The sequence below is a fragment of the Pseudomonas sp. ESBL9 genome (genome assembly GCF_036668715.1).
Taxonomy (GTDB): domain Bacteria; phylum Pseudomonadota; class Gammaproteobacteria; order Pseudomonadales; family Pseudomonadaceae; genus Aquipseudomonas; species Aquipseudomonas lundensis.
Map to the genome: position 1 here is coordinate 163,589 of NZ_JAZEVV010000006.1, position 25,071 is coordinate 188,659.

General features: G+C 59.8%; 25 protein-coding genes. 12 read left to right on the top strand and 13 right to left on the bottom strand.

Annotation, left to right across the window (positions count from 1 at the left end):
- Positions 1-128: 128 nt before the first annotated feature.
- The gene (locus V6F78_RS17715; protein WP_047276433.1) at positions 129-731 is read right to left on the bottom strand and encodes a Yip1 family protein; all 603 of its coding nucleotides are present in this window, start codon (positions 729-731) and stop codon (positions 129-131) included.
- 273 nt (positions 732-1,004) lie between these two features.
- Here V6F78_RS17715 and ttcA point away from each other — a divergent pair, with 273 nt between their 5' ends.
- Both ttcA and V6F78_RS17725 read left to right on the top strand, forming a co-directional pair.
- Complete coding sequence (ttcA, locus tag V6F78_RS17720; RefSeq protein WP_047294871.1) at positions 1,005-1,829, top strand: tRNA 2-thiocytidine(32) synthetase TtcA; 825 nt, start codon at positions 1,005-1,007, stop codon at positions 1,827-1,829.
- Positions 1,830-1,884: 55 nt separating this feature from the next.
- Positions 1,885-2,556 (top strand): DNA-3-methyladenine glycosylase I, encoded by a 672-nt coding sequence (locus tag V6F78_RS17725; protein WP_047294869.1) that lies wholly within the window; start codon positions 1,885-1,887, stop codon positions 2,554-2,556.
- A 33-nt stretch (positions 2,557-2,589) separates the two neighbouring features.
- On the opposite strand, the gene V6F78_RS17730 is transcribed toward V6F78_RS17725, so the two are convergent.
- Genes V6F78_RS17730 through arsC form a run of 3 tightly spaced genes read right to left on the bottom strand, consistent with a single transcriptional unit; the run spans position 2,590 to position 3,945 of the window.
- On the bottom strand, positions 2,590-2,997 hold the full coding sequence (locus tag V6F78_RS17730) for a DUF2069 domain-containing protein (protein WP_047276427.1): 408 nt from the start codon (positions 2,995-2,997) through the stop codon (positions 2,590-2,592).
- The gene (gene wrbA / locus V6F78_RS17735; protein ID WP_047276425.1) at positions 2,990-3,595 is read right to left on the bottom strand and encodes an NAD(P)H:quinone oxidoreductase; all 606 of its coding nucleotides are present in this window, start codon (positions 3,593-3,595) and stop codon (positions 2,990-2,992) included. Before wrbA ends, V6F78_RS17730 begins: the two co-directional genes overlap by 8 nt.
- Positions 3,592-3,945 carry an arsenate reductase (glutaredoxin) gene (gene arsC, locus V6F78_RS17740; protein ID WP_094991261.1) on the bottom strand — a complete coding sequence of 118 codons (354 nt, stop codon included), beginning with the start codon at positions 3,943-3,945 and terminating at the stop codon, positions 3,592-3,594. The genes wrbA and arsC overlap by 4 nt, the downstream gene beginning before the upstream one ends.
- 126 nt (positions 3,946-4,071) lie before the next feature.
- Between arsC and V6F78_RS17745 the strand changes: the two genes are divergently transcribed.
- Complete coding sequence (locus V6F78_RS17745; protein WP_047277426.1) at positions 4,072-4,536, top strand: TlpA family protein disulfide reductase; 465 nt, start codon at positions 4,072-4,074, stop codon at positions 4,534-4,536.
- A gap of 45 nt (positions 4,537-4,581) precedes the next feature.
- Here the strand turns inward: V6F78_RS17745 and V6F78_RS17750 are convergent, their stop codons facing one another.
- Genes V6F78_RS17750 through V6F78_RS17765 form a run of 4 tightly spaced genes read right to left on the bottom strand, consistent with a single transcriptional unit; the run spans position 4,582 to position 9,264 of the window.
- Positions 4,582-4,986, bottom strand: coding sequence for an META domain-containing protein (locus tag V6F78_RS17750; RefSeq protein WP_047276419.1), 405 nt, complete (start codon positions 4,984-4,986; stop codon positions 4,582-4,584).
- A complete protein-coding gene (locus tag V6F78_RS17755) occupies positions 4,983-5,423 on the bottom strand; it encodes a hypothetical protein (RefSeq protein WP_047276417.1) in 441 nt (146 codons plus the stop codon). Before V6F78_RS17755 ends, V6F78_RS17750 begins: the two co-directional genes overlap by 4 nt.
- Positions 5,424-5,483: 60 nt before the next feature.
- Positions 5,484-6,473, bottom strand: coding sequence for a 2-hydroxyacid dehydrogenase (locus V6F78_RS17760; protein ID WP_203305625.1), 990 nt, complete (start codon positions 6,471-6,473; stop codon positions 5,484-5,486).
- Between the two features lie 31 nt (positions 6,474-6,504).
- The gene (locus tag V6F78_RS17765; protein WP_332727973.1) at positions 6,505-9,264 is read right to left on the bottom strand and encodes a response regulator; all 2,760 of its coding nucleotides are present in this window, start codon (positions 9,262-9,264) and stop codon (positions 6,505-6,507) included.
- A 213-nt stretch (positions 9,265-9,477) separates the two neighbouring features.
- On the opposite strand from V6F78_RS17765, the gene V6F78_RS17770 reads away from it, so the two are divergent.
- The 7 genes from V6F78_RS17770 to V6F78_RS17800 all read left to right on the top strand — a co-directional run bounded on the left by V6F78_RS17770 (position 9,478) and on the right by V6F78_RS17800 (position 17,824).
- Positions 9,478-10,206, top strand: a complete 729-nt coding sequence (locus V6F78_RS17770) for a response regulator transcription factor (protein WP_070413698.1) — start codon at positions 9,478-9,480, stop codon at positions 10,204-10,206.
- On the top strand, positions 10,196-11,563 hold the full coding sequence (locus V6F78_RS17775) for a sensor histidine kinase (protein WP_047294855.1): 1,368 nt from the start codon (positions 10,196-10,198) through the stop codon (positions 11,561-11,563). The genes V6F78_RS17770 and V6F78_RS17775 overlap by 11 nt, the downstream gene beginning before the upstream one ends.
- A 141-nt stretch (positions 11,564-11,704) precedes the next feature.
- On the top strand, positions 11,705-12,607 hold the full coding sequence (gene cysM / locus V6F78_RS17780; protein WP_332727974.1) for a cysteine synthase CysM: 903 nt from the start codon (positions 11,705-11,707) through the stop codon (positions 12,605-12,607).
- Positions 12,607-13,959 carry a 23S rRNA (uracil(1939)-C(5))-methyltransferase RlmD gene (gene rlmD, locus V6F78_RS17785; protein ID WP_332727975.1) on the top strand — a complete coding sequence of 451 codons (1,353 nt, stop codon included), beginning with the start codon at positions 12,607-12,609 and terminating at the stop codon, positions 13,957-13,959. Before cysM ends, rlmD begins: the two co-directional genes overlap by 1 nt.
- Positions 13,960-14,079: 120 nt before the next feature.
- Positions 14,080-16,332 carry a GTP diphosphokinase gene (gene relA / locus V6F78_RS17790; RefSeq protein WP_047276403.1) on the top strand — a complete coding sequence of 751 codons (2,253 nt, stop codon included), beginning with the start codon at positions 14,080-14,082 and terminating at the stop codon, positions 16,330-16,332.
- Between the two features lie 90 nt (positions 16,333-16,422).
- Positions 16,423-17,256: a nucleoside triphosphate pyrophosphohydrolase gene (mazG, locus tag V6F78_RS17795; RefSeq protein ID WP_332727976.1), complete on the top strand. Its 834-nt coding sequence runs from the start codon at positions 16,423-16,425 to the stop codon at positions 17,254-17,256.
- Positions 17,257-17,278: 22 nt separating this feature from the next.
- A complete protein-coding gene (locus V6F78_RS17800) occupies positions 17,279-17,824 on the top strand; it encodes a DUF2058 domain-containing protein (RefSeq protein ID WP_047276399.1) in 546 nt (181 codons plus the stop codon).
- Between the two features lie 764 nt (positions 17,825-18,588).
- Here V6F78_RS17800 and V6F78_RS17805 read toward each other — a convergent pair.
- The 5 genes from V6F78_RS17805 to purM all read right to left on the bottom strand — a co-directional run bounded on the left by V6F78_RS17805 (position 18,589) and on the right by purM (position 22,376).
- Positions 18,589-19,311 carry a DUF4225 domain-containing protein gene (locus tag V6F78_RS17805; RefSeq protein ID WP_332727977.1) on the bottom strand — a complete coding sequence of 241 codons (723 nt, stop codon included), beginning with the start codon at positions 19,309-19,311 and terminating at the stop codon, positions 18,589-18,591.
- Entirely contained in the window at positions 19,308-19,793 is a 486-nt protein-coding gene (gene tssD, locus V6F78_RS17810; RefSeq protein WP_169839775.1) for a type VI secretion system tube protein TssD, read from the bottom strand. The genes V6F78_RS17805 and tssD overlap by 4 nt, the downstream gene beginning before the upstream one ends.
- A gap of 152 nt (positions 19,794-19,945) precedes the next feature.
- Entirely contained in the window at positions 19,946-20,659 is a 714-nt protein-coding gene (locus V6F78_RS17815) for a DUF3108 domain-containing protein (RefSeq protein ID WP_094991267.1), read from the bottom strand.
- Positions 20,660-20,667: 8 nt separating this feature from the next.
- Positions 20,668-21,318, bottom strand: coding sequence for a phosphoribosylglycinamide formyltransferase (gene purN / locus V6F78_RS17820; protein WP_332727978.1), 651 nt, complete (start codon positions 21,316-21,318; stop codon positions 20,668-20,670).
- Entirely contained in the window at positions 21,318-22,376 is a 1,059-nt protein-coding gene (gene purM / locus V6F78_RS17825) for a phosphoribosylformylglycinamidine cyclo-ligase (protein WP_047276389.1), read from the bottom strand. Before purM ends, purN begins: the two co-directional genes overlap by 1 nt.
- Positions 22,377-22,758: 382 nt before the next feature.
- Here purM and V6F78_RS17830 point away from each other — a divergent pair, with 382 nt between their 5' ends.
- Together V6F78_RS17830 and V6F78_RS17835 are read left to right on the top strand one after the other, a co-directional pair.
- Positions 22,759-23,787, top strand: a complete 1,029-nt coding sequence (locus V6F78_RS17830) for a DUF2066 domain-containing protein (RefSeq protein WP_094991268.1) — start codon at positions 22,759-22,761, stop codon at positions 23,785-23,787.
- A gap of 32 nt (positions 23,788-23,819) precedes the next feature.
- Entirely contained in the window at positions 23,820-24,893 is a 1,074-nt protein-coding gene (locus tag V6F78_RS17835) for an AI-2E family transporter (RefSeq protein ID WP_047294835.1), read from the top strand.
- Positions 24,894-25,071 lie beyond the last annotated feature (178 nt).

The window sequence follows — 25,071 nt, forward strand, 5'->3', positions numbered from 1 at the left end:
GTTCGGTTCTCCAGAGCCCGCGATTATGCCGCAAGCCTGAAGCGGGCGAAGGGTCAAAGTGCCGAGCGGTTCACCCGGCTGTTAATCCTGTAGCCGCTAGCGCAGGAGGCGGCTACAGGATGCCCCCGTCAGTTGGTGTAGACCGGGCCGACGCCCAACCCCCATACGATCACGGTAAACGCCATGATCGCGACCAGCACCACCAAACCGACGGCCAGCACCGAACTCGAAAACAGAAACCCTTCATCGGGGTCGATGTTCATGAAGGTCGGCAGGCCGACATACAGCAAATACACGGTGTAGCAAATCGCCGCCGTGCCCACGGCCATGCCCAGCCACATGTGCGGGTACAGCGCCGCCAACCCGCCAATAAACAGCGGCGTGGCGGTGTACGTGGCGAACGCGACACACCGCGCCAAGCTGGGTTGGGCATCGTAGGTGCGTGCCATCCAGTGAATGAATGCGCCCATCACCCCGACCCCCACCAGCATCGACAGGTAGGACATGACCGTCATCCACAGGGCGCTTTCTGTGGTGAGCATGACCGGTGCCCGGCTGCCAATGACCCAGCCGACCTGGGTGGTGCCAATAAACGCGGAAATGGCCGGGATCGCGGCCAGGATCAGGGTATGGGTGAGGTACATGTGGCTGATGCTTTCTTCGGCATCGCCGCGTATTTGCCGCCACTCTTGATCGGGGTGGGTAAAGAGGCCCACAACGTGATGGATCATGGCTGTCGCTCCTGTAATAAAACGCATCGCCCCCAGTGGGACGCGTGCCGGTCGCGCAGCCAGATAATGTGAGGTTCAAGCAGGGCTTGCGGCCTTATGTCGCAGTATAGGAAACCCCGTGGTTAATGACGCCGGGGCGTTAGAGCATATTGTGCTGTCAGCCCCTGGCGTAATTGCCGAGACGTCTTAAGGGCGGCCACAGGGGGTTCGTGTGCGGGCGCTTTAAGGGTAAAATCGCCGCCTTTTTGTCTTAACTCGCGGAATTGAAGCGCTATGGGCACTCTCTCGGTCTCTCAAATTAAACTCCAGAAACGCCTGCGCCGATTGACCGGTGAGGCCGTTGCCGATTTCAACATGATTGAAGATGGCGACAAGGTGATGGTCTGCCTGTCGGGCGGCAAAGACAGTTACACCCTGCTCGACGTGCTGTTGCACTTGCAGAAAGTGGCGCCGATCAGCTTTGAAATCGTTGCCGTGAACATGGACCAGAAGCAGCCGGGCTTCCCGGAAGAGGTGTTGCCGGCCTACCTCAAGGCCCTGGGCGTTGAGTACCACATCGTTGAGAAAGACACCTATTCGGTGGTCAAGGAACTGATCCCGGAAGGCAAGACCACCTGTTCCCTGTGCTCGCGCTTGCGGCGCGGCACGCTCTACACCTTTGCCGATGAAATCGGTGCGACCAAGATGGCATTGGGGCATCACCGCGACGACATCGTCGAGACGTTCTTCCTCAATATGTTCTTCAACGGCACCCTCAAGGCGATGCCGCCCAAGCTGCTGTCCGACGACGGGCGCAACGTGGTGATCCGTCCGCTGGCGTACTGCAACGAGAAAGACATCCAGGCGTACGCCGATTTGCAGCAGTTCCCGATCATCCCGTGCAACCTGTGCGGCTCGCAGGAAAACCTGCAACGTCAAGTGGTCAAGGACATGCTTCAGGAATGGGACCGCAAGACGCCGGGGCGCACCGAGAGCATCTTCCGCAGCTTGCAGAATGTGATCCCGTCACAGTTGGCCGATCGCAACCTGTTCGACTTCGCCAGCCTGACAATCGACGAAACGGCCACGCCGCGCTTTGTTAATTTGCTGAACCTCTAGGCCTGGGCAGGGCTCAGATCCCCCAGTGACACCCTATTTGCCAAGAGGAGAGGGCATGCGCGATTACAAATGGCTGCACGAATATTGCTTGAACCGCTTTGGTTCGGCAGCCGCGCTCGAAGCCCGGTTGCCCGTGCCGCGAACGGCCGCGCAATTGCGGGCGATCCCCGATGACCGTTATCTCTCGACCCTAGCCCTGCGGGTCTTTCGCGCCGGGCTCAAGCACAGCGTGGTCGACGCAAAGTGGCCGGTGTTTGAAGAGGTGTTTTTCGGTTTCGACCCGGAAAAAGTGGTGCTCATGGGCGCCGAACACCTGGAGCGGCTGATGCAGGATGCGCGGATCATTCGCCATTTGGGCAAGCTCAAAAGCGTGCCGCGCAATGCGCAAATGGTGCTCGACATCGCTCACGAACACGGCAGTTTCGGTGCCTTCATTGCTGATTGGCCGGTGACCGACATTGTCGGGCTGTGGAAGTACCTGGCCAAACACGGGCATCAGTTGGGCGGCCTTTCGGCACCACGGTTTTTGCGGATGGTCGGTAAAGACACGTTCGTGCCCAGCGATGATGTGGTAGCCGCATTGAATGCGCAGAAGCTGGTGGACAAGGCGCCCACCAGCCTGCGGGATCTGGCGATTGTGCAAAATACGTTCAATCAGTGGCACGCCGAGAGCGGGCGGCCGATGTGCCAGCTGTCACAGATGCTGGCACTGACCGTCAATCATTGACCACCATCGGCCGGATCGACGCACGGTGGCGGATTATTCTCCCGCCAGTCGTCGATCCAGCTGATGGCGCCAGCGCACAAACAGCATCGCACTGACAAACACCGCCACGCTCCCGGCGATTTCCAGCAATCCGAACACTTGCCGATTGGGGTCGAACGCCGCCAGGGCGCCTTTGATCAGGTACAGGTTGATCACATAACAGGTGAAGGAATGGCCGCGCGGATTGCCGATCAGCATGCCCGGCACCAGGAACATCAGCGGCACCAGCTCGATCAGCAAAATCACCCACGGGCGTGCGCCGTGCAAGTCGGCGAACATCAGGTAATACACGCACAGCAAGCCGATAAACCCGAAGAAACACACCAGGCTCAAGAGGCGCATCAAGCGCACGCGAGGCTGTAGCCATTCGATGGAGGGCAACACTTTGGGCTTTTTAGCCACGGGGCGTCTCCAGTTTCAATGCGATGCTGGCCAGGCGCTGGCCGAGGGCGCGGCACAGGGCGATTTCGTGTTCGTCCAGCCCGCGTTTGCCGTCGGCCCCGGCGTGGTGGCTAGGCCCGTAGGGCGTGCCGCCTGCGGTTGTCTGCAACAACGCCGACTCGCTGTAAGGCAGGCCGGTGACCAGCATGCCGTGGTGCATCAGCGGCAGCAGCATCGACAGCAGGGTGGTTTCCTGACCGCCGTGCAGGCTGGCGGTGGAGGTGAACACGCCGGCAGGCTTGCCCACCAGTGCGCCGGTCAGCCACAAATTGCTGGTGCCATCGAGAAAGTACTTCAGGGGCGCGGCCATGTTGCCGAAGCGGGTCGGGCTGCCCAGCGCCAGCCCTGAGCAGTGCTTGAGGTCATCGAGGCTGGCGTACATCGCGCCTTCAGCCGGAATCGCCGGGGCAACGGCTTCGCACTCGGTGGAGATGGCTGGCACCGTGCGCAAGCGCGCTTCCATGCCGCCTTGTTCTATCCCGCGCGCGATATGCCGCGCCATGTCGCTTGTCGAGCCGTTACGGCTGTAATACAGAACCAAAATGTAAGGGGTGCTCACGGCAGGATCTCCAGCACGTTTTCAGGCGGTCGCCCGATGATTGCGCGGTCGCCCGCCACCAGAATCGGGCGTTCGATCAGCTTGGGGTGCGCGGCCATGGCATCGATCAACTGCGCGTCGCTGAGGCTGCTGTCGGCCAGATTCAGGGTTTTGTATTCGTCTTCGCCGGTGCGCAACAGCTGGCGCGCGCTGATTTTCAGTTTGGCCAGCAGGTCGGTCAGTTGGGCGGCGGTGGGCGGTGTTTCGAGGTAGCGCACCACGCTGGGCGACAGGCCACGGGCTTCGAGGAGTTCGAGCGCACCGCGCGATTTCGAGCAGCGCGGGTTGTGATAAAGCGTCAGATCGGTCATGTGCGGGTCGCATCTTGGGTAAGGTGGCGGCTATTCTACCCGCCTGACGGCCGCGCCTGAACCGTGTGCGGTAATTGGCCGCCGTCCCCCGATTGTTTGTGTGTCTTTATCGAGAAGGATCAACGCATGTTTAAGCGACTCATGGCGCTCGCAGCCCTCACTGCCACCTTAGCGCTGGCAGGGTGCGGCAATGATTACGGGGTTGACCAGCACGGCCAGAAAGTGGCGTCCGAGCGCCTGGACAAACAGTGGAAAGTCATCAACTACTGGGCCGAATGGTGCGGGCCGTGCCGTGTGGAGATCCCGGAACTCAATGCGCTGGAAAAACAGCTGCAAGGGCAGTCCGTGGGGGTGTTCGGGGTGAATTTCGACGGTTTGCAAGGCAAGGAGCTGAGCGATGCGGCGACTGCGCTGGGGATCACCTTCACCGTGCTGGCTCAGGACCCGGCTGACGTCTTTGATCTGCCGCGCAGTGAAGCGCTGCCGGTGACCTACATCCTCGACGAGAAGGGCAAGGTGCAGGCGCAGTTGATGGGTGAACAGACAGCCGCAGGGGTGATGGCCAAGATCAAGGAACTGCGCGGTCATTAAACGCGGTAGCCGCCGCCCCGGGCTGCGGCTACTGGTGACGCGAGATCAGCTTTCTTCGGGCCACAGGCGCAACGGCTTGCCTTCAGCAGGCCAGAAGCGCACTTGCTCAATGGGAGAGATATCCCAGCGTTCCACGGTTTGCAGCGCTTCAAAGAAGCGGTGCTCCTGTTCCATCAGCGCGGGCGCGCACGCCTTGCGGGTGCTGCCGACGCCGCCGAAAGTCAGGCGTTGGCCGTCCAGCGTGTACGGTGCGAACCAGTGGTTGCAGCCGCCGCTGCCATAGGCACGACCGGCATCGTCCAGGGTGACGGTCAGGTGGCTGTTGTCGATCAGCGGACGTTCGCCGATCCACTCCAGCACGTACGTGTGGTTCTGTTGCAATTTCACCGGGTCACCCGCGCAGCCCATCAGGCTGGCGCCCAGCAGGGCCATCAGGGTCAAACGCTTCATGCCGCTTCCTTTTGTTGGCAGGTTGGGCACAGGTGCTTGCTGCCTTCGGTGCGCCAGCCCAATTCGGCAATGCGCGCGCTGGCGGCCGGTTTTTGCGCCTTGGCGCCCAACTTCGCGTCGACGGCGAATTCGAACTTCAGTTCTTTGGCGCAGCCGTCGCAGTTGACCTGCCACGCGTGAATCGACAACTCGCCAAACACCGGGCCTTTGGCGACGGCCACCCACTGGCCGCGAGGGTTGATCAGGTGACGGACTTTTTCGACGGTCAGGCGCATGGCCAAGTCTTTGCTGCCCTTGAGGGTGACCACCAGCACGTCACCGTTCTGAATCGAGCCACCGTTGCCGGTGACTTGATAAAGGCCGGCCGCCAAGGAGCGGCATTCGATCAGGGTGTGCTGCGGGCTAAGCAGGTTGTAGCGGAAATCGTGTTCGACCATGGGTCCTCCAAATAGGCCGCTATGCTAGCACGCAGACACCAATCCACGAGGCGTGGCCGCTTAACCTTCGATCAGGTTGTGGGGCGATCCGGCTTTCCAGGCCGCGATGTTCTCCAATGTGGTGCCGGCAATCGCGCTGAGGGCTTCGTGGGTCAGGAACGCCTGATGCGCCGTGATGATGACGTTGGGAAACGTCAGCAGGCGTGCCAGCACATCGTCTTGCAAGGGCAGGTCGGAACGGTCTTCGAAGAACAGTTGGGCTTCTTCTTCATACACGTCCAGCCCCAAGTACCCCAGTTGCCCGTTTTTCAGTGCTTCGATCAGGGAGGGCGTGTGCACCAGCGCACCGCGCCCGGTGTTGATCAGCATGGCGCCGTGTTGCAGGGTGGCCAGGCTTTGGCTGTTGATCATGTGCTTGTTTTCGGCGGTCAGCGGGCAGTGCAGGCTGATGATGTGCGAGCCCGCGATCAGCTCGGGCAGGCTGACGTATTCGGCGCCCAGCGCCAGCAGGGCCGGGTTGGGGTAAGGGTCGAAACACAGCAGTTTGCAACCGAAGCCCGCCATGATTTTGCCGAAGGTGGCGCCGATCTGCCCGGTGCCAACCACCCCGACAGTCTTGCCCACCACATCAAACCCGGTCAGGCCGTGCAGGGTGAAATCGCCTTCACGGGTGCGGTTGTAGGCGCGGTGCAGGCGACGGTTGAGCGCCAGAATCAGCGCCACGGCGTGCTCGGCCACGGCATGGGGCGAGTACGCCGGTACGCGCACCACGCTCAGGCCCAGGCGCCGGGCGGCGGGCAAGTCGACATGGTTGTAACCGGCCGAACGCAGGGCAATCAGGCGTGTTTTGCCAAGGGCCAGTTGCTCCAGCACCGGGGCGCTCAAGTCGTCATTAATGAAGGGGCAGACCACCTCGTAGTCATGGGCCAGGGCCACGGTGTCGAGGCTCAGGCGCGCGGGCTGGAAGTGCAGCTCAAGGTCGTCGTGTTGCGCGGCAGCGGTGAAGCTGTCGCGGTCGTAGGTCTGGCTGCTGAACAGAAGGATGCGCATGGGAGTCTTCCTTGGTTAAGTGCAGAAAGTGTCAAGCGGCGCTTCGGGCTTCAGCGCCAAGGCGGACGATGGCGTGATCGAGCTCGTCCAGTGCGGCGTACGCGTTGGGGCTCTCCTGCTTGAGCAGCGTCTCGGTACGCTGGCAGGCGGCGCGCAATTGCGGTACGCCGCAGTAGCGGGTGGCGCCGTGCAAGCGGTGAACCCGTTCGATCAGGGCGCTGTTGTCCCGAGCTTCGCGGGCCTGACGAATCGCTTCGCGGTCGGATTCCAGCGAGGCCAGCAGCATGGCCAGCATGTCTGCGGCCAGATCCTGTTTACCGGCCGCCAGCCGCAAGCCCTCCTCGTGATCCAGCACGGGGAGTTGCGTGTCAGGGGTCGGCGGTTCCTGTTGGCTATCGTTGACCTGGTTGATCAGCGCCAACCCGGTCCACTTCAACACCACTTGGCCCAACTGGCGTTCGCTGATGGGCTTGGTCAGGTAGTCGTCCATACCGCTTTGCAGCAGGGCGCGTTTCTCGTTGGCCATGGCGTGGGCGGTGAGGGCCACAATGGGCAACGGGGTGGACTGGCGCTCGCTTTCCCACTGGCGAATCAGCTCTGTGGTTTCGCGGCCGTCCATGCCGGGCATTTGCACGTCCATCAGCACCAGATCGAAGGCGTGGGCCTTGACCGCATCAATCGCCGCATAGCCGCTGTCCACGGCCGTGACGTGGGCGCCCATGTCTTCGAGCAGGGTTTGCACCAGCAGCAGGTTGGCCGGGTTGTCGTCGACACACAGGATTCGCGGGGCGCGGCTGGCCAGTAACTCGCCGCGCTCGCTACGGGTGTGACGCGGCTGGACCAGATCCGCCAGCGTGCGGCGTAACTTGCGGGTGCAGGCGGGTTTGGACTGTAACTGCTCATGGGAGTTGGGCACGGCGGCGGCGAACAGTTGCTGTTCAGTGGTGGGGCACAGCACCAGCACCTTGCAGCCCATGCGGTCGAGGTCCCAGATGGGCTGATTCAGCCGTTCCGGCGGCAGGTCCGAGGCGGTGACGCCAAACACCGCCAGATCGAAAGCCTGGTCGGTGTGATGGGCACTGGTCACGCCATTGCACAGGGTTTCGAGGGTGTTGAACGGCGTGACCACCAGCCCGCAGTCTTCGAGCTGGTGCTGCAAGGCCTGACACGCCAGGTCGTGTTTTTCCAGCAAGGCCACCCGACGGCCCAGCAGCGGCACGCCCGGCAGGTCTTCCACGTCATCCCGTGCCTTGGGCAGCTTGACGCTGATCCAGAACACCGAGCCTTCGCCGGGGGTACTCTCGACCCCGATTTCACCGCCCATCTGTTCCACCAGACGCTTGGAAATCACCAGTCCCAAACCTGTTCCGCCGGGTTGGCGTGATAGCGAGTTATCTGCCTGGCTAAAGGCCTGAAACAACGCCCGCACATCCTGACTGGTCAGCCCGATGCCGGTGTCCTGAACGCTGATGCGCAGTTGCACGCTGCCGTCGTCCTCATCCTCGTCTTCGAGCATAGCGCGCACGGCGATGGTGCCTTCGCGGGTGAACTTGATCGCGTTGTTGACCAGGTTGGTGAGGATCTGCTTGAGTCGCAGCGGGTCGCCAATCAGCGACAACGGCGTGTCGCGGTACACCAGGCTGACCAGCTCCAGGCCTTTCTCGTGGGCGGACGGGGCGAGAATGGTCAGCGTGTCTTGCAGCAAGTCGCGCAGGTTGAACGGGACGCTGTCGAGCACCAGTTTGCCGGCTTCGATTTTCGAGAAGTCGAGGATCTCGTTAATGATGCCCAGCAGGTTGTCGGCCGACTTTTCGATGGTGTGCAGGTAATCGAACTGACGTGGGGTCAGCTCGCTTTTTTGCAGCAAATGAGTGAAGCCCAGAATGCCGTTGAGCGGGGTACGGATTTCGTGGCTCATGTTGGCCAGAAACTCTGACTTGATGCGGCTGGCTTCAAGGGCTTCCTTGCGCGCCAGGTCCAGCTCAAGGTTCTGGATTTCGATGGTTTCGAGGTTCTGGCGCACGTCTTCGGTGGCCTGATCGACGCTGTTTTGCAGTTCTTCCTGCGCGTTCTGCAAGGTCTCGGCCATGCGGTTGATGCCCGACGCCAGTTCGTCCAGCTCATGGCTGCCCAACGGTGGCAGGCGGGTTTCAAGTCGCCCGTCCTTGAGTTGGGCCACGGCTTGCTTGATCTGGCCCAGCGGTGCATTGATCGTGCGGCTCATGCGCAACGCCAGCAAGGCGGTGAACACCAGCCCGCTGGCAATCAACAGCAAGCTGGCAAACAAGCTGCGATAACCGCGCAGCAACATGTTGCTGTGGGACAGTTCAAGCTCGACCCAGCCCAGCAGGCGATGGGCTTCGTTGGGAATGATGTCGCCCGCCAGGTTGCGATGACGGCCAAAGACCGGGAGTAAATAGCGCGTGGCGTCGTTATCAGTGCGTTGCAGCAACTGCGTGCTATTGCCCAGCGGTGCCTGATTGAGCATGACCGGGCCCGCGTGGGCGAGGGTTTCGTGATTGGCGTCGAGGAACGACACGGCCCGCACGTCCTGTTGCTCCAGGGACTCGGTGGCGATGCGTGCCAGCAGGGCGGTGTCGTGCCGCCCGAGCGCGGGCGCGACCAGTGGTGCGAGCTGTTCGGCAATCATTTCACCGCGCTGCAACAGCTGGGACTGCAACTCGGACTGTTGCACCCAGGTGAAGTAGCCACCCAGCACCATGGCCATCAAGGTGACGGGCAGTAACGTGAGCAGCAATACGCGGCCTTTGATTCCCAGATTTTTAATCACGCAATTCTCCAGCTCCACGTTTTTCTGATCTTGCCCCGCGCATCCGGCGCAGGTTTGCTGGCAGTGTAGCGATTTGCCCCGCGCCCGACTTGCAGAAATTTGCCCTGCGGGTCGCGGCATTGATCGCCATCAATCGACAGCTCCTGCCGTGGCGGTTGCCCGCGTCGGTTCAATCTTGAATAATCGCCGATTGAGAATGACTTGCAGACGCTAATGAATCCCGCCGTGAACAACCCCTACCGCCTGTTGGCCATCGAAGACGACCCCGTGCTGGGCGCTTACCTGCAAGCGCAGTTGCAGCGCGCCGGGTTTGAGGTGCGCTGGTGCCAAAACGGTCAGGACGGTTTGAACCTGGCGCAACAGCAGCCCTTTGACGTGGTGTTGATGGACATTCTGCTGCCCGGCATGAATGGCTTGCAGGTGCTTACGCAACTGCGCCAGACCCATGCATTACCCGTCATTTTGATGTCGGCCCTGGGCGCCGAAGCCGACCGCATCAACGGTTTTCAGCTGGGCGCCGATGACTACCTGCCCAAACCGTTCAGCATGGCTGAACTGCAAGTGCGCATCGAGGCCATCCTGCGGCGGGTGGCGCTGGACCGCACGCCCCGTGCCAGCGCCGTGTCGCTGCCTGTCGGCCAGGAAAGCGGGTTGGTCTTCGACGACGCCGCCAGCGACGTGCGCCATGGCGCGCAGTACGCGGGCCTGACCCGCAGCGAATTCCGTCTGCTCGACACCCTTTACCGCAATGCCGATGAAGTGTTGAGCAAGGCGTTTCTGTACCAGCACGTGCTGCAACGCGGCTACGCGCCCCACGATCGCAGCCTCGACATGCACATCAGCCAGATCCGCCGTAAGCTCAAGAGCATCGGTTATCACGCGCGGGAAGTGCGCACGGTGTGGGGCAAGGGTTACGTGCTGAGTGCCAGCGATGCCTTATAAGGTCCCCGGCAAACACTCGGTGTTCTGGAAACTGGCCTGCCTGCTGGTCGCTTTTTGTTTACTCATGATCTGGCTGAGCTGGTCGTGGGGTCGCTACATGGACAAACGCACCGGTTTTCTCTCCCATGAGGCCCGCAGCACGCTGATGCGTTACGCCGGTGAGGCAGAAACCGCTTGGGAGCAGGCAGGGCAAGCGGGTGTCGATCAGTGGTTGCAGGCGCTGGGGCACGTCGAAAGCGGCTGGGTCGGCGTCATCGGTCAGGATTTGCAGTCGCTGAGCAGCTACCCGCTCAATGAACGTGAAAGCCAGCGCCTGACCTTCCTGCGCGGGGTGGACTGGCCCATCAGTCATTTGAAAAACGCCCGCCCGTGGATGAAAGTGCCGTTCCCGCGCGACTCGTCCATCGGCTATCTGGTCATTGAGCTGCCACAGCGCTTTATGCCGGGGTATTCGCAGTGGGTCTGGCGCATCATCACCAATGGCGTGATCCCCGGCCTGTTCACCTTATTGCTGTGTGTCGGCCTTTATCGCCTGCTGATCGTGCCGCTCAATCAACTGCGCGAGCAGGCTCACGCCTGGCGCGCCGACCAATTGGGCGCGCGGGTGTCGAGCCAGACCACCAGCCGTCAGGATGAGTTGGGCGATCTGGGGCGCGCGTTCGATCAAATGTCGGAGCGCTTGCAAAGCACCGTCAGCCAACAGCAGCAGTTGCTGCGTGACTTGTCCCACGAGCTGCGTACGCCTTTAAGCCGTTTGCGCGTGGCCTGCGACAGCGAGCAGGGCGAAGCCGCGTTGCGCGAGCGATTGAGCCGCGAGGTCGATGGCATGCAGCGTCTGGTGGAAGACACCCTGCAACTGGCCTGGCTCGACGCCGAGCGAGGGCCGCTGCCGGTGGAAGCGATTCAGGTGCAGGCGCTGTGGGAAATGATCAGCGAAAACGCCCGCTTTGAAAGCGGCTGGCCCGAATCGCGTCTGCCGTGTTTTGTGGGCGCTGAGTGTTGGGTGCAAGGGCATCTCAACAGCTTGGCGCAAGCGCTGGAAAACATCCTGCGCAACGCCATTCGGCATTCCCCGCCCGCCGGGGTCGTCAGTCTTAGCGGCCAGCGTGAAGGCGACCAGTGGCATTTATGGCTCGACGATCAGGGCGGCGGTGTCGCGCCGCACGAACTGGAGCGTATCTTTGCGCCGTTCACCCGACTCGATGGCTCACGGCCCGGTGATGGCGGCTTTGGCCTGGGCTTGAGCATCGCGCGCAATGCCTTGCGGCTGCAAGGCGGCAGCCTGTGGGCAGAAAACACCCCTCAAGGGTTACGGGTACACCTGCGATTGCCGTGCTATTTGCCCCCGCATCTGTAAACGGCTGCCCGACAGCGATGACACAGTCTTCGAGGGCCGGGCTTATAGCCTTTCGCCATAAGCTCCGCACTTTGCGTGATATGGCCAATGGGCGTTTGTCGGTATGATGTGCGACCCCGCAGTCCGGATTGCGAATACGCCATGACTTTGCAGTACCCCACTATCGCCGACTGCGTCGGCAACACGCCGCTGGTGCGCTTGCAGCGCCTGGCCGGCGACACCACCAATACGTTATTGCTCAAGCTCGAAGGGAATAACCCGGCGGGCTCGGTCAAAGACCGCCCGGCGCTGTCGATGATTGCCCGCGCCGAAGCGCGCGGTCAGATCCAGCCCGGCGACACCCTGATTGAAGCCACGTCCGGCAACACCGGCATCGCACTGGCCATGGCCGCTGCGATCAAAGGCTACAAGATGATCCTGATCATGCCTGACAACTCCAGTGCCGAGCGCAAGGCGGCCATGACCGCCTATGGCGCCGAGCTGATTCTGGTGTCCCAGGAAGAGGGCATGGAAGGCGCGCGCGATCTGGCCGACAAGCTGCAGGCTGAAGGTCACGGCAAGGTGCTCGACCAGTTTGCCAACGGTGACAACCCCGAAGCGCACTACACCAGCACCGGCCCGGAGATCTGGCGTCAGACCCAGGGCAGCGTCACCCACTTTGTCAGCTCGATGGGTACCACCGGCACCATCATGGGCGTGTCGCGCTATTTGAAAGAACAAAACCCCAACGTCCAGATCATCGGCCTGCAGCCGATGGAAGGCGCCGCCATCCCCGGCATTCGCCGCTGGCCAACCGAATACCTGCCAAAGATTTATCAGGCTGACCGGGTGGACCGGATCGTCGACATGGCCCAGCGCGAAGCTGAAGACGTGATGCGTCGACTGGCCCGCGAAGAAGGCATCTTCTGTGGCGTCTCTTCGGGCGGTGCAGTGGCCGCGATGCTGCGGTTGTCCCGGGAAGTGGAAAACGCGGTGATCGTCGCGATCATTTGTGACCGTGGCGACCGTTACTTGTCGACCGGCATTTACGATGCGCCGAACTGATGGCTAAGCAAGCAAGAGGCCTGCGGTTTCAGCCGGCTGGCGGCACCAAGGCCCCGCAGGTGCCCACGGGCAAAAAACAGCGTTTGCGCATCGAGCGTCTGGCCAATGATGGCCGCGGCATTGCCTTCCTTGACGGCCGGACCTGGTTTGTCAGCGGTGCGCTGGCCGGTGAAGACGTGGAGGCCAGGGTGCTGGGTGCCCACGGCAAAATCGTTGAGGCCCGCACTGAGCGCGTCTTTACAGCCAGTGAAGTGCGCCGCGTCGCCCCGTGTGCCCATGCCGGGCGCTGTGGCGGCTGCAGCGTGCAGCACCTGCCCCACGACGAGCAGCTTGCACTTAAACAGCGCATGCTGGCCGAGCAGTTGTCGCGGGTAGCGGCTGTCGAACCTGAGGAGTGGGCCGCGCCGTTGACCGGGCCCGAGTTCGGCTACCGCCGCCGCGCCCGCATTGCGGTGCGTTGGGATGCGCGTGCCAAACAGCTGGAAGTCGGTTTCCGCGCGGCTGGCAGTCAGGACATTGTGGCCATCGATCACTGTTTGGTTCTGGTACAGGCTTTGCAACCTATCATGGCCGGGCTGCCCGCTCTGTTGCGTCAGTTGAGCAACCCGAGGGCGCTGGGCCATGTCGAGTTGTTCAGTGGGTCGGCGATTGCCGTGCTGTTGCGCCACATGGCGCCGCTCAGCGAAGTAGACATGCAGCTGTTGCAGGGGTTTTGCCTCACCCACGGTGCCCAATTGTGGTTGCATGGCGAAGGTGAACCGCAGCCTGTCGATTTGACTCAAACGTTGGGCTACCTTTTAGAACAATGGAGTTTGCAACTGGCCTATCGCCCCGGCGACTTTGTTCAGGTCAATGCAGGGGTCAACGAGGCCATGGTGGCTCAGGCGCTGGAATGGCTGGCGCCCCAAGCCGACGAGCGGGTTCTTGACTTGTTTTGCGGGCTGGGTAACTTCGCGTTGCCGCTGGCCAAACAGGTCCGCGAGGTGGTGGCGGTTGAGGGGGTTGCGACGATGGTCGAACGCGCTGCGCTAAACGCGGTCAGTAACAACCTGCATAATGCAGCGTTTTTTCAGGCCGACCTGTCGCAGCCGCTGGCGCAAGCAGCATGGGCCAAAGACGGTTTTTCTGCCGTGCTGCTGGACCCGCCCCGTGATGGCGCTTATGAAGTGGTACGCAAGCTGTCTGCCCTTGGGGCCAAACGCTTGGTGTATGTGTCGTGCAACCCGGCCACGCTGGCGCGCGACACGGTTGAACTGATGAAGCAGGGTTATCGGTTAAAACGTGCCGGAATCCTCGATATGTTTCCGCAAACCGCGCATGTCGAGGCAATGGCGTTATTTGAAGCAGACTAGGACGGTCTGTCTATTTCTACGGGCCCGCAGTTCCACGCGACTTGGCCCTGTGGCGTGGAATCGGGATTCGGGCCGGTGATTTCGGCGCACGGAATGTGCGCCGTAGGGAAGGTAAGCAAGATGGTACAGGTCAGAGCACACCAGCCGATCAACACCGACGGCAGTCTCAACCTCGACGCATGGCTTGATCATGCCGTGAGTGTGGATGTCGCGCTGGACCGTGAAGCCTTGAAAGAAGCCTGTGAGTTTGCACGCGAGGCCGAACAGCAAGCCAATGCCGCGAAAAACCTGTGGACCGAAGGCACATCGAGCTTTCGTACCGGGCTTGAAATCGCTGAAATCCTCGCGGATTTGAAGCTGGATCAGGACTCGCTGGTCGCGGCGATTCTCTATCGCGGCGTACGTGAAGGCCAGATTCAACTGCCCGCCGTTACCCAGCGCTTCGGCCAGGTGGTGGCCAAGCTGATTGATGGCGTGCTGCGCATGGCCGCGATCAGCGCCAGCCTGAGCCCGCGCCAGTCGATGGTGTTGGGCACTCAGGGTCAGGTCGAGAACCTGCGCAAAATGCTGGTGGCCATGGTCGATGATGTGCGCGTCGCGCTTATCAAGCTGGCCGAGCGCACCTGCGCCATTCGCGCCGTCAAGAATGCCCCGGACGAAAAACGCAACCGCGTGGCCCGCGAGGTGTTCGATATTTATGCGCCCTTGGCGCACCGTCTCGGCATCGGTCATATCAAGTGGGAGCTGGAGGACTTGTCCTTCCGTTACCTTGAGCCTGAGCAGTACAAGCAGATCGCGACCTTGCTCCATGAGCGTCGCCTGGATCGCGAGCGTTTCATCTCCGATGTCATGAATCAGTTGCGTACGGAGCTGGAAGCCACCGGCGTTGACGCGGACATCAGCGGCCGGGCCAAACACATCTATTCCATCTGGCGCAAAATGCAGCGCAAAGGTCTGGCCTTCAGCCAGATCTATGACGTGCGAGCCGTGCGGGTGCTGGTGCCCGAGATGCGCGATTGCTACACCGCGCTGGGCATCGTCCATACGCTGTGGCGCCATATCCCGAAAGAATTCGACGATTACATCGCCAACCCGAAAGAGAACGGCTATCGCTCGCTGCACACCGCCGTGATCGGGCCGGAGGGCAAGGTACTTGAGGTGCAGATCCGCACCCACGCCATGCACGAAGAGGCCGAACTCGGGGTATGCGCGCACTGGCGGTACAAGGGCACTGACGTCAAGGCCGGTTCCAATCAGTACGAAGAGAAAATCTCGTGGCTGCGCCAAGTGCTGGAATGGCACGAAGAACTGGGCGATATCGGTGGTCTGGCCGAGCAACTGCGGGTCGATATCGAACCGGACCGGGTCTATATCTTCACCCCGGACGGGCACGCCATCGACTTGCCCAAAGGCGCGACACCGCTGGACTTCGCGTATCGGGTGCACACCGAAATCGGCCATAACTGCCGGGGCGCGAAGATCAACGGGCGAATTGTGCCGCTCAACTACAGCCTGCAAACCGGTGAGCAGGTCGAGATCATCACCAGCAAACATGGCACGCCGAGCCGTGACTGGCTGAACCCGAACCTGGGTTACATCACCACGTCGCGGGCCCGGGCCAAGATTGTGCATTGGTTCAAGTTGCAGGCGCGTGACCAGAACGTGGCCGCGGGTAAAACCCTGCTTGAGCGCGAACTCGGCCGTCTGGGCCTGCCTGCGGTGGATTACGAAAAGTTGGCCGACAAGGCCAACATGAAAACCGCCGAAGACATGTACGCGGCACTGGGCGCGGGTGACTTGCGTCTGGCGCAGTTGATCAACCTTGCGCAGCAAATGGTCGAGCCCGAACGGGGCAACGAGCAGATGGAGCTGATCCCGCGCAAGGCCACCGGCTACAAACCGGGCAAGCGCGGCGACATCCAGATCGAAGGCGTGGGCAACCTGCTCACACAAATGGCCGGTTGCTGCCAGCCGCTGCCGGGCGATGCCATCGTCGGTTACATCACCCAGGGGCGTGGCGTGAGCATTCACCGCCAGGATTGCGCCTCGGTGCTGCAACTGGGCAGCCGCGAGCCTGAGCGGATGATTCAAGTCAACTGGGGGCCGATCCCGGTTTCCACCTACCCGGTGGATATCGAGATTCGGGCGTACGACCGTTCCGGGCTGCTGCGTGACGTGTCGCAAGTGCTGCTCAACGAGCGGATCAACGTATTGGCGGTCAACACCCGCTCGAACAAAGAGGACAACACCGCGCTGATGTCCTTGACCATCGAGATTCCGGGGCTCGATTCGCTGGGGCGTCTGTTGGGAAAAATCTCGCAACTGCCCAACATCATTGAAACCCGGCGTATCGGGCGCAGTGAGCCGCGATAAGGTCTGAGGAACCCCGCTTTCAGCCACTGGAGGCGGGTAACTGGCGTTGCGTGCGGCCCTGCTCATAGCGTTTTGTAGAAGAGATCCGTGATGTACAACCTCGACGATTTGCTCCACCTCATGGCCCGGCTGCGTGATCCGCAGTACGGCTGCCCGTGGGACATCAAGCAAACCTGGACCTCCCTCGTGCCTTACACCCTTGAGGAAGCGTATGAAGTCGCTGATGCCATCGAGCAGGGCGACTTTGAGCACGTACAGGGCGAGTTGGGCGACTTGTTGTTTCAGGTGGTTTATTACAGCCAGTTGGCCCGTGAAGAAGGCCGCTTTGAATTTGCCGGGGTGATCGACAGCATCACCCGCAAGCTCATCCGCCGCCATCCCCATGTGTTCCCGACGGGCGATCTGTACGCGCCGCTGGACGTGCCGCGCCTGAGCGAAGAACAGGTCAAGCAGCGTTGGGATGAAATCAAGGCGCAAGAACGGGCTGAAAAAGCGTCGGCGCCCCATCAGTTGTCTTTGCTCGATGACGTGCCCGTGGCGTTGCCCGCCTTATCGCGGGCCGCCAAATTGCAGAAGCGCGCCGCTCAGGTAGGCTTCGACTGGCCTGCGGCCCTGCCGGTGCTGGACAAAGTGCGTGAAGAACTCGACGAAGTGCTGGAAGCCATGGCGGACAACGACTCGACTGCCATCCATGACGAGGTCGGTGACCTGCTGTTTTCCGTGGTGAATCTGGCGCGACACCTGAAAGTTGACCCTGAAACGGCCTTGCGTGGGGCAAATGCCAAATTTGACAGGCGTTTCAGGTTTATCGAGCAGGCATTGCGCGATACCCTGCGACCCATTGAAGATTGCACCCTTGAAGACCTGGACGCCCTCTGGGGTAAAGCCAAGCGCCAGGAAAAGAATTTACCCAGCTGCGGCTGAGTTTGCCTAAGTGAGTAAGTAGATGAGCATTTCCCTACGCGACCAGTTGCTCAAAGCCGGACTGGTTAACGAGAAGCAGGCCAAACAGGCCGGTAAAGAAAAGCAGAAGCAGCAGCGTCTGGCCCATAAAGGCCAGATCGAGCTTGATGACACTCAGCAGCGCCTGGCGGCCGAAGCCAAGGCCGAGAAGATCAAGCGCGACCAGGAGCTGAACCGTCAGCAGCAGGAGAAGGCCGAACAAAAGGCCCGCGCCGCTCAAATCAAGCAATTGATTGAAGTCTCGCGCCTGCCCAAGCTCAGCACTGAGGACTACTACAACTTCGTTGACGACAAGAAGGTCAAGCGCCTGTCGGTCAACACGCTGATGCGCAATAAGCTGGCCAATGGTTCGCTGGCGATCGTGCAGCATCAGGGTGGTTACGAAGTCATCCCGCGCGAAGCCGCTCTGAAGATTCAGGAACGCGACCCGCGCCGGATCGTGCAGCTCAACATTCTGGTTGAGCCCAAAACACCTGAAGAAGACGATCCGTACGCGGCGTACCAGATTCCGGATGACCTGATGTGGTAAACACGCATTCATGACGGTCAACACAAACCCCGCTTCGGCGGGGTTTGTTTTTGGACTTCACTCGTCGTCGGAGCAAGCTCGAGCCATACGAGCGCCTCTAATATGCTCTGCTGATCGTGTACTCAGCGATCACTGAAGCGCTTCGCGCCGGGTTGCGAGTTGGCTTTCCTTGAGCAATGCCACCATTGGAAAAGTTGACGGAAGGTATGCGATGGCGAATTTTGATCAAATAATCGCATCGCTTCCACGACCTGCACACACTGCTTGGCGAGACGGAGCTTTATAGCCGTTGCAAGTGAGCCGATATTAGGGCGAAATCAATATGTGTTCGCCCTGCGCTCACGTTGCGACACTGCTTAATCCTGATGACGATATTTAGAGGGGCAGAGAAGAGACGTCACGCTCTTGACTGATCAAGTTGAGGTATTCTTGGTAAAACTGATTGGGTATTAACTTAGTGTCGGGAAAACCATCGCTTCGGCTCATGTTGGGTGGGAACGCAGCCTGTATGGAGGAAGACACATACAAAGGCGATCCACCCAACGGCATCGTTACCGTTAATGAAGGGTTTTAGCGCGGGAAAGAGAATGTCGTATCCGTGTTTCGCAATGCTCATGTGGAATGATCCAAAAAAAATAGTGAAGGATAAGCATATAAGGAACCATCTCCATTTAAATTGTTCACCCGAAAATTTTCTGGACAGGAAATATAAAAAAGACAAGATCGTCAAAGATAGAGCGAGGTAGGTGATTGAAATGATAATGCTATTTGTCATTGTCTTTATACTCCCGGTACATTGATCTGCCTGTCACGCTATCGCTAATGCCTTCGAATATAAGGGCGCTGCTACCCATGGTTTTATAGGATCTGATGTAATCAGCGTGGATGTACCTAAATAGGCGCCAGGCATCGGGCTTTAATACCATCCTCCCTACACCATAGGCAGAAAGCCCTAAATCAACCGTACCATATGCCATGTTTCCATGAGATGCGTCGCCGCCGAGTAGTGTTGAGCCCTCTTGATAAAGCTTTCTGACAGGGCCTTGGGTGTCAGAACGATTTTCTAAGAGGTTACGACCACTCTCATAAAGATTATTAGCACCATGGGCCATCATGGGCGCTCCTGCCAATGCGCACAGTACACCTGCTGAGGCGTAACAGATTCCGGCCCCTGCGGCGATTTGAAATGCCCCGGCAATTGCTCCCACCCCTTTCTGAGCAATTTCAATTGACTGGTTCAGTAGGCTGCGTTGTTCGTTTTCGATGTCCAGCAAGCCCTGCTCAGGGCTTTTTTTGCCCAGCGAGACATCATCAACAATACGTTTGGCATAATAAGCGACTTCACGGTTGAACTGGAATCGCAGTGTGCCGTCTTTAATATGTCTTACACCCAATGTGCTGGCTTGGCTTCCAAGTTTTCCGGCTGCGGAACTGACCATCCAATAGTCGCAGCTACCAGGCATGCAACTTTCTTTAGTGGGCTTCATTCGTTATTTTCCCATGAGCTATATCCGCGGGTACCCGAAAAATGGTGGGTCCGCGTGATATCTCGATTACGGATGGCGACATGTTCTTGCGGTTGTGCGTCGTGTAGCAAAATGGCGTGAGGTATTTCAAGTGTCAGGTCATCAAAGATTTCATCATTGATCGAGCTAGAATAAAGTTTCTCCGGTTTGTCAAAAGACGATAGGCGGTAAAAACTGATGATGCAGTTTATTTCTTCTCTAATTGAGAGCGCTTGAGCCAGCAGTGGTGAAGATTTGTTAACGTTTTTAGTGGTGGGGATGGGGTGGTGTGTTTGTTTATTGATATTTCCGACATTGGTCATGTTGTAGCTGTAGGGCGGCACCATGATTTCGTCAGTATGCGTTGTCTGATACGTGTTACCGATTGACTCTTGGGTTGAACAACCTGCTGAAATCACTCCTTGAGCGTTGCCGGTGATCGTCCTGTAACCCTGGTTAACCATACGTGCAACTCTTTGTAATTTTCGAGCATCCTAGTGCAAGGGTTAAAGGCAGGTTGTAGGGGGTTTCTGAAAAGTTTTATCTTCGCCGGGATTTCAAAGTCGAAAAAAAACCTCGCTGGAGCGAGGTTTTAGTCGGTGCTGTCAGTCGCGGATCATTTGCCTTTGACTGTCTTGCCGTCCACCGTGCCGTCGAGCAGCATGATGTTGTATTCCTTGCCGTCTTTTTCAACCTGGCGCAAGGCAACCAGCAAACCATCCCACTGTTTGGCGAACCACATCTCGGTGATGCGCTTGTTCTGGGCCGGGTCGCGGACGCGCTCGACTTTGATGGCGTTGATTTTGCCGGCCTTGGTGCTGACCACTTCAGGGCCGATGACGCGGAAGTCGTAAGTGTCCACTTCGTCACCATCAACCACTTGGTAGCTCATCGACTTTTTGCCGGCCAGGACGTCGCGCTGCAGGGCCAGTTGATAGGTCGACTTGTCGAGCATGCCGGTTAGCAGTTTTACCGTCACCGGCGTCTTGTTGTCGGTGCCGGTAACCGTCATGTCCTTCCAGTTGAAGTTCAGGTCGATGTTTTTGGCTTTACCCAGGCCACCCCGTTCGAAGTGATAGCTCAGGGGCACCGGCTGGTCTTTTTCCAGCTTGAGTGTGCTTTCTTCGTTCAGGCTCGCGATCAGCATCGAGGCCTTGAAGTTCAAGGTCCAGACGTTGTCTGCGCCTTTGGTCAGGCTGCGTTCTGCGGAGCCGCTCATCGGCAACTGTTTCCAGTCGGCGGTGTAGCTGGCCTTGAAAGGCTGAAGATCGGCCGCTTGCACTGCTGGGATGGCTAGCAGGCTAAGGGCAAGGAGCAGGGCACGACGCATAAAATCTCCTAGATTTGTATCTGGTGGCCGCTGGCCGGGAGTAATTGACCGTCCAATAATGCACCTTGTTCGTCGAGAGACAAGCGATCCTCGGCAAACCAGCGCACTGCAAGCGGGTAGATCCGGTGTTCCTGGGCATGCACCCGTTGCGCCAGACTGCTTGGCGTGTCTTCAGACTCGACCGGTATCACTGCCTGTACGACCAGAGGGCCGCCATCGAGTTCCTCGGTCACGAAGTGCACGCTGCAACCGTGCTCACGATCTTGCGCTTCCAGTGCGCGCTGATGCGTGTGCAGGCCTTTGTATTTGGGCAGTAAAGACGGGTGGATATTCAGCAGGCGCCCCTGATAGTGGCGCACGAAGTCAGCGCTGAGTATGCGCATGAAGCCGGCCAGTACCACCAGGTGCGGATTGAAAGTGTCGATGATGTCGATCAGTGCAGCATCGAAGGCCTCGCGGCCTTCGAATGCTGTGTGATCCAGTACACGGGTGTCGATCCCCGCGTTCTTGGCGCGTTGCAGGCCCGGGGCGTCGGCGCGGTTGGAAATCACCGCGCGCAGGGTGGCCGGGCTTGCCTTGACGTCATCGCTGTCGATCAAGGCCTGCAAGTTGCTGCCGGTGCCGGAAAGCAGCACCACTACATCACAGGTGTCAGGCATCAGTGCGCCTTGAGGTTTTGCAGCTCGACTTGCGCAGCGCCTTCGGCGGCGGTTGCGATCTGGCCGATGACCCAAGGCTGTTCACCGGCTTCACGCAGCACGTTCAGGGCGGTTTCTACATCAGCCTGGGCCACGCAGATCACCATGCCAACGCCGCAGTTCAGGACGCGGTGCATTTCGGTTTCGGCCACGTTGCCCTGTTCCTGCAACCAGTCGAATACCGCAGGACGCTGCCAGCTGGCCACGTCCACTACAGCCTGGGCGCCTTTAGGCAGCACGCGCGGAATGTTGTCCAGCAGGCCGCCGCCGGTGATGTGCGCCATGGCCTTGACCACGCCGGTTTCCTTGATCAGCTTGAGCAGCGGCTTGACGTAGATGCGGGTCGGGGCCATCAGCAGGTCGGTCAGCGGCTTGCCGTCGAGCTGGATGTTTTCGATGTCTGCACCGGACACTTCGATGATCTTGCGGATCAGCGAGTAACCGTTGGAGTGCGGGCCTGAAGACGGCAGGGCGAGCAGGGCGTCACCGGCAGCCACTTTGGAACCGTCGATGATTTCGGATTTTTCGACCACGCCGACGCAGAAACCTGCCAGGTCGTAGTCTTCGCCTTCGTACATGCCTGGCATTTCAGCGGTTTCGCCGCCTACCAGCGAGCAGCCGGAGAGTTCGCAACCTGCGCCGATACCGGTCACCACCTGGGTCGCGGTCTCAACGTTGAGTTTGCCGGTGGCGTAGTAGTCGAGGAAGAACAGTGGCTCGGCGCCGCAGACGATCAGGTCGTTCACGCACATGGCCACCAGGTCGATGCCGATGCTGTCGTGCTTGTTCAGGTTCAGCGCCAGACGCAGCTTGGTGCCCACGCCGTCGGTCCCGGAGACCAGAACAGGCTGCTTGTAACCGGCAGGAATTTCGCAGAGGGCGCCAAAACCGCCGAGGCCGCCCATCACTTCCGGGCGTGCAGTGCGCTTGGCCACGCTCTTGATGCGTTCGACCAATGCTTCACCGGCGTCGATGTCTACACCGGCGTCTTTGTAGCTCAGGGATGGTTGCTTGCTCATAATCCAGGCCTTTAGGGGGGATTCGGGGAGGTCGACCGATCTCAGAGGGCCCGCTGGCAAGTGCTCATCGCTGTGAATGAAACATTTGCCGGGTGCCCGGCTGTCGCCGGTCTGCGAAGGCGCGCGATTTTATCAGGCTTGAAGGGCAGCGGCCATCCTCGGGCCGACGGGCAGGGTTATATAGCGCGAAAAAAACCTTATTTAGTCTTACTGGCCGCTGCGGGCAGGCCTGTATAAGGTATACGGGTTCACTTTTGATTTTTTATGACCGGGTGAAAACGCTGCCGTCGCGCTGAATGATTTGGCTTGCGCCCTGTCTGAAGCCTGTGCAGTGGGTTTATCGGGTCTTTCAAGACTGCTTTTTTGTCGTCAGGAATATTTCATGCGTTTTCATCATCTTTTAGCCGCGGGCTGTTTGTCCTTTTTCAGCCTGGCGAGTCATGCCGAAATTCTGACCAATTTGTATCAAGTGCGTGAGCCGGTGAGCAGCCAGTCGCCTGAAGAGCGCACGCAAGCCACGCAAAAAGCATTGCAGACACTGGTCATCCGCCTGACCGGCGATGCCAAGGCGCTGCAAAACCCCGCTCTTGAGCCGGTGCGCAAGGACCCGCAGCAGATCATTCGTCAGTACGGGTATGACGCCGGGCCGCCCGAAAGCCTGCAGGTGGACTTCGATCCTGTGAGCACCGAGCGCGCGTTGCGTCAGGCGGGCCTGTCGTTGTGGGGCAGCAACCGTCCGGCGTTGCTGAGTTGGTGGCTGGCCGACTCGGTGGAAGGTTCAAGCCTGGTCGGTGACGGGCAGTCGGCGGCCGAACCGCTGCGCCGTGCAGCGCAACACCGGGGGCTGCCATTGCGCTTGCCGTTGGCGGACTTGAGCGAACAACTGGTTGGCACGGTCGACAATATTGAAGGCGCCAACCCTGCGCCGTTGCGTGAAGCGTCCGAGCGGTACGGTGCCGATGCGTTGCTGGCGGTGCATGCCCGAGAAGAGGGCGGCCAGTGGCAAGCCAAATGGCGGATGTGGCTGGGCGATCAGCAGGAGCAGGGCAGTGCGCAGGCGGCCGATCAGGCAGCGTTGGCCGATGCGGTGATGCTGGCCGTGAGTGAGCGTCTGGCGCCGCGTTATGTGGTCAAGCCGGGCATTTCTACAGAGCAGTTGCTGGAAGTCCACGGCATGACCCTTGAACGTTATGCCTCGCTGGGGCGTTTGCTTGAGCCGTTTGGCGGGCAGCTTGTGCGAATAGACGGCGACCGTAGCGTGTATCAGGTCAATGGCAGTGCCGAGCAGTTGCGCGCTCAACTGGGGCTGGCGCATTTGCAGGAAATCCCGGCGAGTGAGGGCGCGCCGGTGACTGAGGCGGGTCAGACGCCCGCCGCTACGCCCGCCGCACAGCTACGCTTTCGCTGGTAGGTTTTTTCTTCTTTATAAAGGATGGACGCTTGATGACGGATTCGCGGCGATGGGTATGGTGGGGCGTGGCGCTGGTGTTCGCCCTGTTTGTGTATTTCTTGCATCCGATACTCACGCCGTTTCTGGTCGCTATCGTTCTGGCGTACATGTTCGATCCCGTAGTGGACCGTCTGGAGAGGCTCGGCTTGTCCAGAACCTGGGGGGTTGTGACCGTGTTTACGCTGTTCACCGTGATTGTGACGGCGCTGGTGCTGGTGTTGGTGCCGTTGCTGGCCAAGCAGTTGATGAAACTGTACCAACTGGCGCCACAAGTGCTGGACTGGTTGCAACATACGGCGATGCCATGGGCGCAAAGCAAGTTCGGCCTGAGCGACGGCTTCTGGAAGTTCGACAAGATCAAGGCGGCGATCACTGAGCATATGGGGGAGGCGTCCGATGTCGTCGGGGTGGTGCTGTCGCAGGCCACGGCGTCGAGCCTGGCGCTGATCGGGTTTTTGGCCAACCTGGTATTGATCCCGGTGGTGGCTTTTTACCTGTTGCGTGACTGGGACATCATGCTGGCCAAGATCCGGGGCTTGCTGCCGCGTGACCGTGAAGAACAAATCGTTTCGCTGGCCAAAGAGTGTCATGACGTGCTCGGTGCGTTTGTCCGTGGGCAGTTGCTGGTGATGCTCGCGCTCGGGGTGATTTATTCCGCGGGGCTGATGCTGGTCGGGCTTGAACTGGGCCTGCTGATTGGTTTGATGGCGGGCATTGCGGCCATTGTGCCGTACATGGGGTTCATCATCGGCATTGGGGCGGCATTGATTGCCGGGCTCTTCCAGTTTGGCGGTGACCTGTACCCGATGCTCGGAATCGTCGCAGTGTTTATGGTGGGGCAGGCGCTGGAAGGTACGGTGCTCACGCCATTGCTGGTAGGTGACAAAATCGGCATGCACCCGGTAGCGGTGATCTTTGCGATTTTGGCCGGGGGTGAACTGTTCGGTTTTACCGGGGTGCTGCTGGCCTTGCCGGTGGCCGCCGTGATCATGGTGCTGATTCGCCATGTGCAGGACATGTACAAGGAGTCGCACGTGTATAAAGGTGAAGAAGACCCCGAGCTGTAGGTCTCCTCATGTTGAAAAAGGCAGGCCGCTGGTTTCGCGGGCCTGCCTTTTTTATGGCGCGGCTGGAGCTTGAGCGTTGGCAAAAACTCAAATAATCCAAGGTCTTAACGCAAACCTTTGATTTTGCTCGTGGTCTGTTACATTGTGCGCCCGGCTACAACGGGTATAAACTTTGCAA

What these genes read in the sequence shown, in the direction of transcription:
- V6F78_RS17775 (WP_047294855.1), top strand. Translation starts at nt 10,196, where the DNA reads ATGCCTTATAAGGTCCCCGGCAAACACTCGGTGTTCTGGAAACTGGCC.
- V6F78_RS17835 (WP_047294835.1), top strand. Translation starts at nt 23,820, where the DNA reads ATGACGGATTCGCGGCGATGGGTATGGTGGGGCGTGGCGCTGGTGTTC.
- V6F78_RS17770 (WP_070413698.1), top strand. Translation starts at nt 9,478, where the DNA reads ATGAATCCCGCCGTGAACAACCCCTACCGCCTGTTGGCCATCGAAGAC.
- V6F78_RS17715 (WP_047276433.1), bottom strand. Translation starts at nt 731, where the DNA reads ATGATCCATCACGTTGTGGGCCTCTTTACCCACCCCGATCAAGAGTGG.
- tssD (WP_169839775.1), bottom strand. Translation starts at nt 19,793, where the DNA reads ATGGTTAACCAGGGTTACAGGACGATCACCGGCAACGCTCAAGGAGTG.
- V6F78_RS17760 (WP_203305625.1), bottom strand. Translation starts at nt 6,473, where the DNA reads ATGCGCATCCTTCTGTTCAGCAGCCAGACCTACGACCGCGACAGCTTC.
- mazG (WP_332727976.1), top strand. Translation starts at nt 16,423, where the DNA reads ATGTACAACCTCGACGATTTGCTCCACCTCATGGCCCGGCTGCGTGAT.
- V6F78_RS17750 (WP_047276419.1), bottom strand. Translation starts at nt 4,986, where the DNA reads ATGAAGCGTTTGACCCTGATGGCCCTGCTGGGCGCCAGCCTGATGGGC.
- purN (WP_332727978.1), bottom strand. Translation starts at nt 21,318, where the DNA reads ATGCCTGACACCTGTGATGTAGTGGTGCTGCTTTCCGGCACCGGCAGC.
- V6F78_RS17830 (WP_094991268.1), top strand. Translation starts at nt 22,759, where the DNA reads ATGCGTTTTCATCATCTTTTAGCCGCGGGCTGTTTGTCCTTTTTCAGC.
- arsC (WP_094991261.1), bottom strand. Translation starts at nt 3,945, where the DNA reads ATGACCGATCTGACGCTTTATCACAACCCGCGCTGCTCGAAATCGCGC.
- rlmD (WP_332727975.1), top strand. Translation starts at nt 12,607, where the DNA reads ATGGCTAAGCAAGCAAGAGGCCTGCGGTTTCAGCCGGCTGGCGGCACC.
- ttcA (WP_047294871.1), top strand. Translation starts at nt 1,005, where the DNA reads ATGGGCACTCTCTCGGTCTCTCAAATTAAACTCCAGAAACGCCTGCGC.
- V6F78_RS17805 (WP_332727977.1), bottom strand. Translation starts at nt 19,311, where the DNA reads ATGAAGCCCACTAAAGAAAGTTGCATGCCTGGTAGCTGCGACTATTGG.
- relA (WP_047276403.1), top strand. Translation starts at nt 14,080, where the DNA reads ATGGTACAGGTCAGAGCACACCAGCCGATCAACACCGACGGCAGTCTC.
- V6F78_RS17815 (WP_094991267.1), bottom strand. Translation starts at nt 20,659, where the DNA reads ATGCGTCGTGCCCTGCTCCTTGCCCTTAGCCTGCTAGCCATCCCAGCA.
- purM (WP_047276389.1), bottom strand. Translation starts at nt 22,376, where the DNA reads ATGAGCAAGCAACCATCCCTGAGCTACAAAGACGCCGGTGTAGACATC.
- V6F78_RS17745 (WP_047277426.1), top strand. Translation starts at nt 4,072, where the DNA reads ATGTTTAAGCGACTCATGGCGCTCGCAGCCCTCACTGCCACCTTAGCG.
- cysM (WP_332727974.1), top strand. Translation starts at nt 11,705, where the DNA reads ATGACTTTGCAGTACCCCACTATCGCCGACTGCGTCGGCAACACGCCG.
- V6F78_RS17725 (WP_047294869.1), top strand. Translation starts at nt 1,885, where the DNA reads ATGCGCGATTACAAATGGCTGCACGAATATTGCTTGAACCGCTTTGGT.
- V6F78_RS17755 (WP_047276417.1), bottom strand. Translation starts at nt 5,423, where the DNA reads ATGGTCGAACACGATTTCCGCTACAACCTGCTTAGCCCGCAGCACACC.
- V6F78_RS17800 (WP_047276399.1), top strand. Translation starts at nt 17,279, where the DNA reads ATGAGCATTTCCCTACGCGACCAGTTGCTCAAAGCCGGACTGGTTAAC.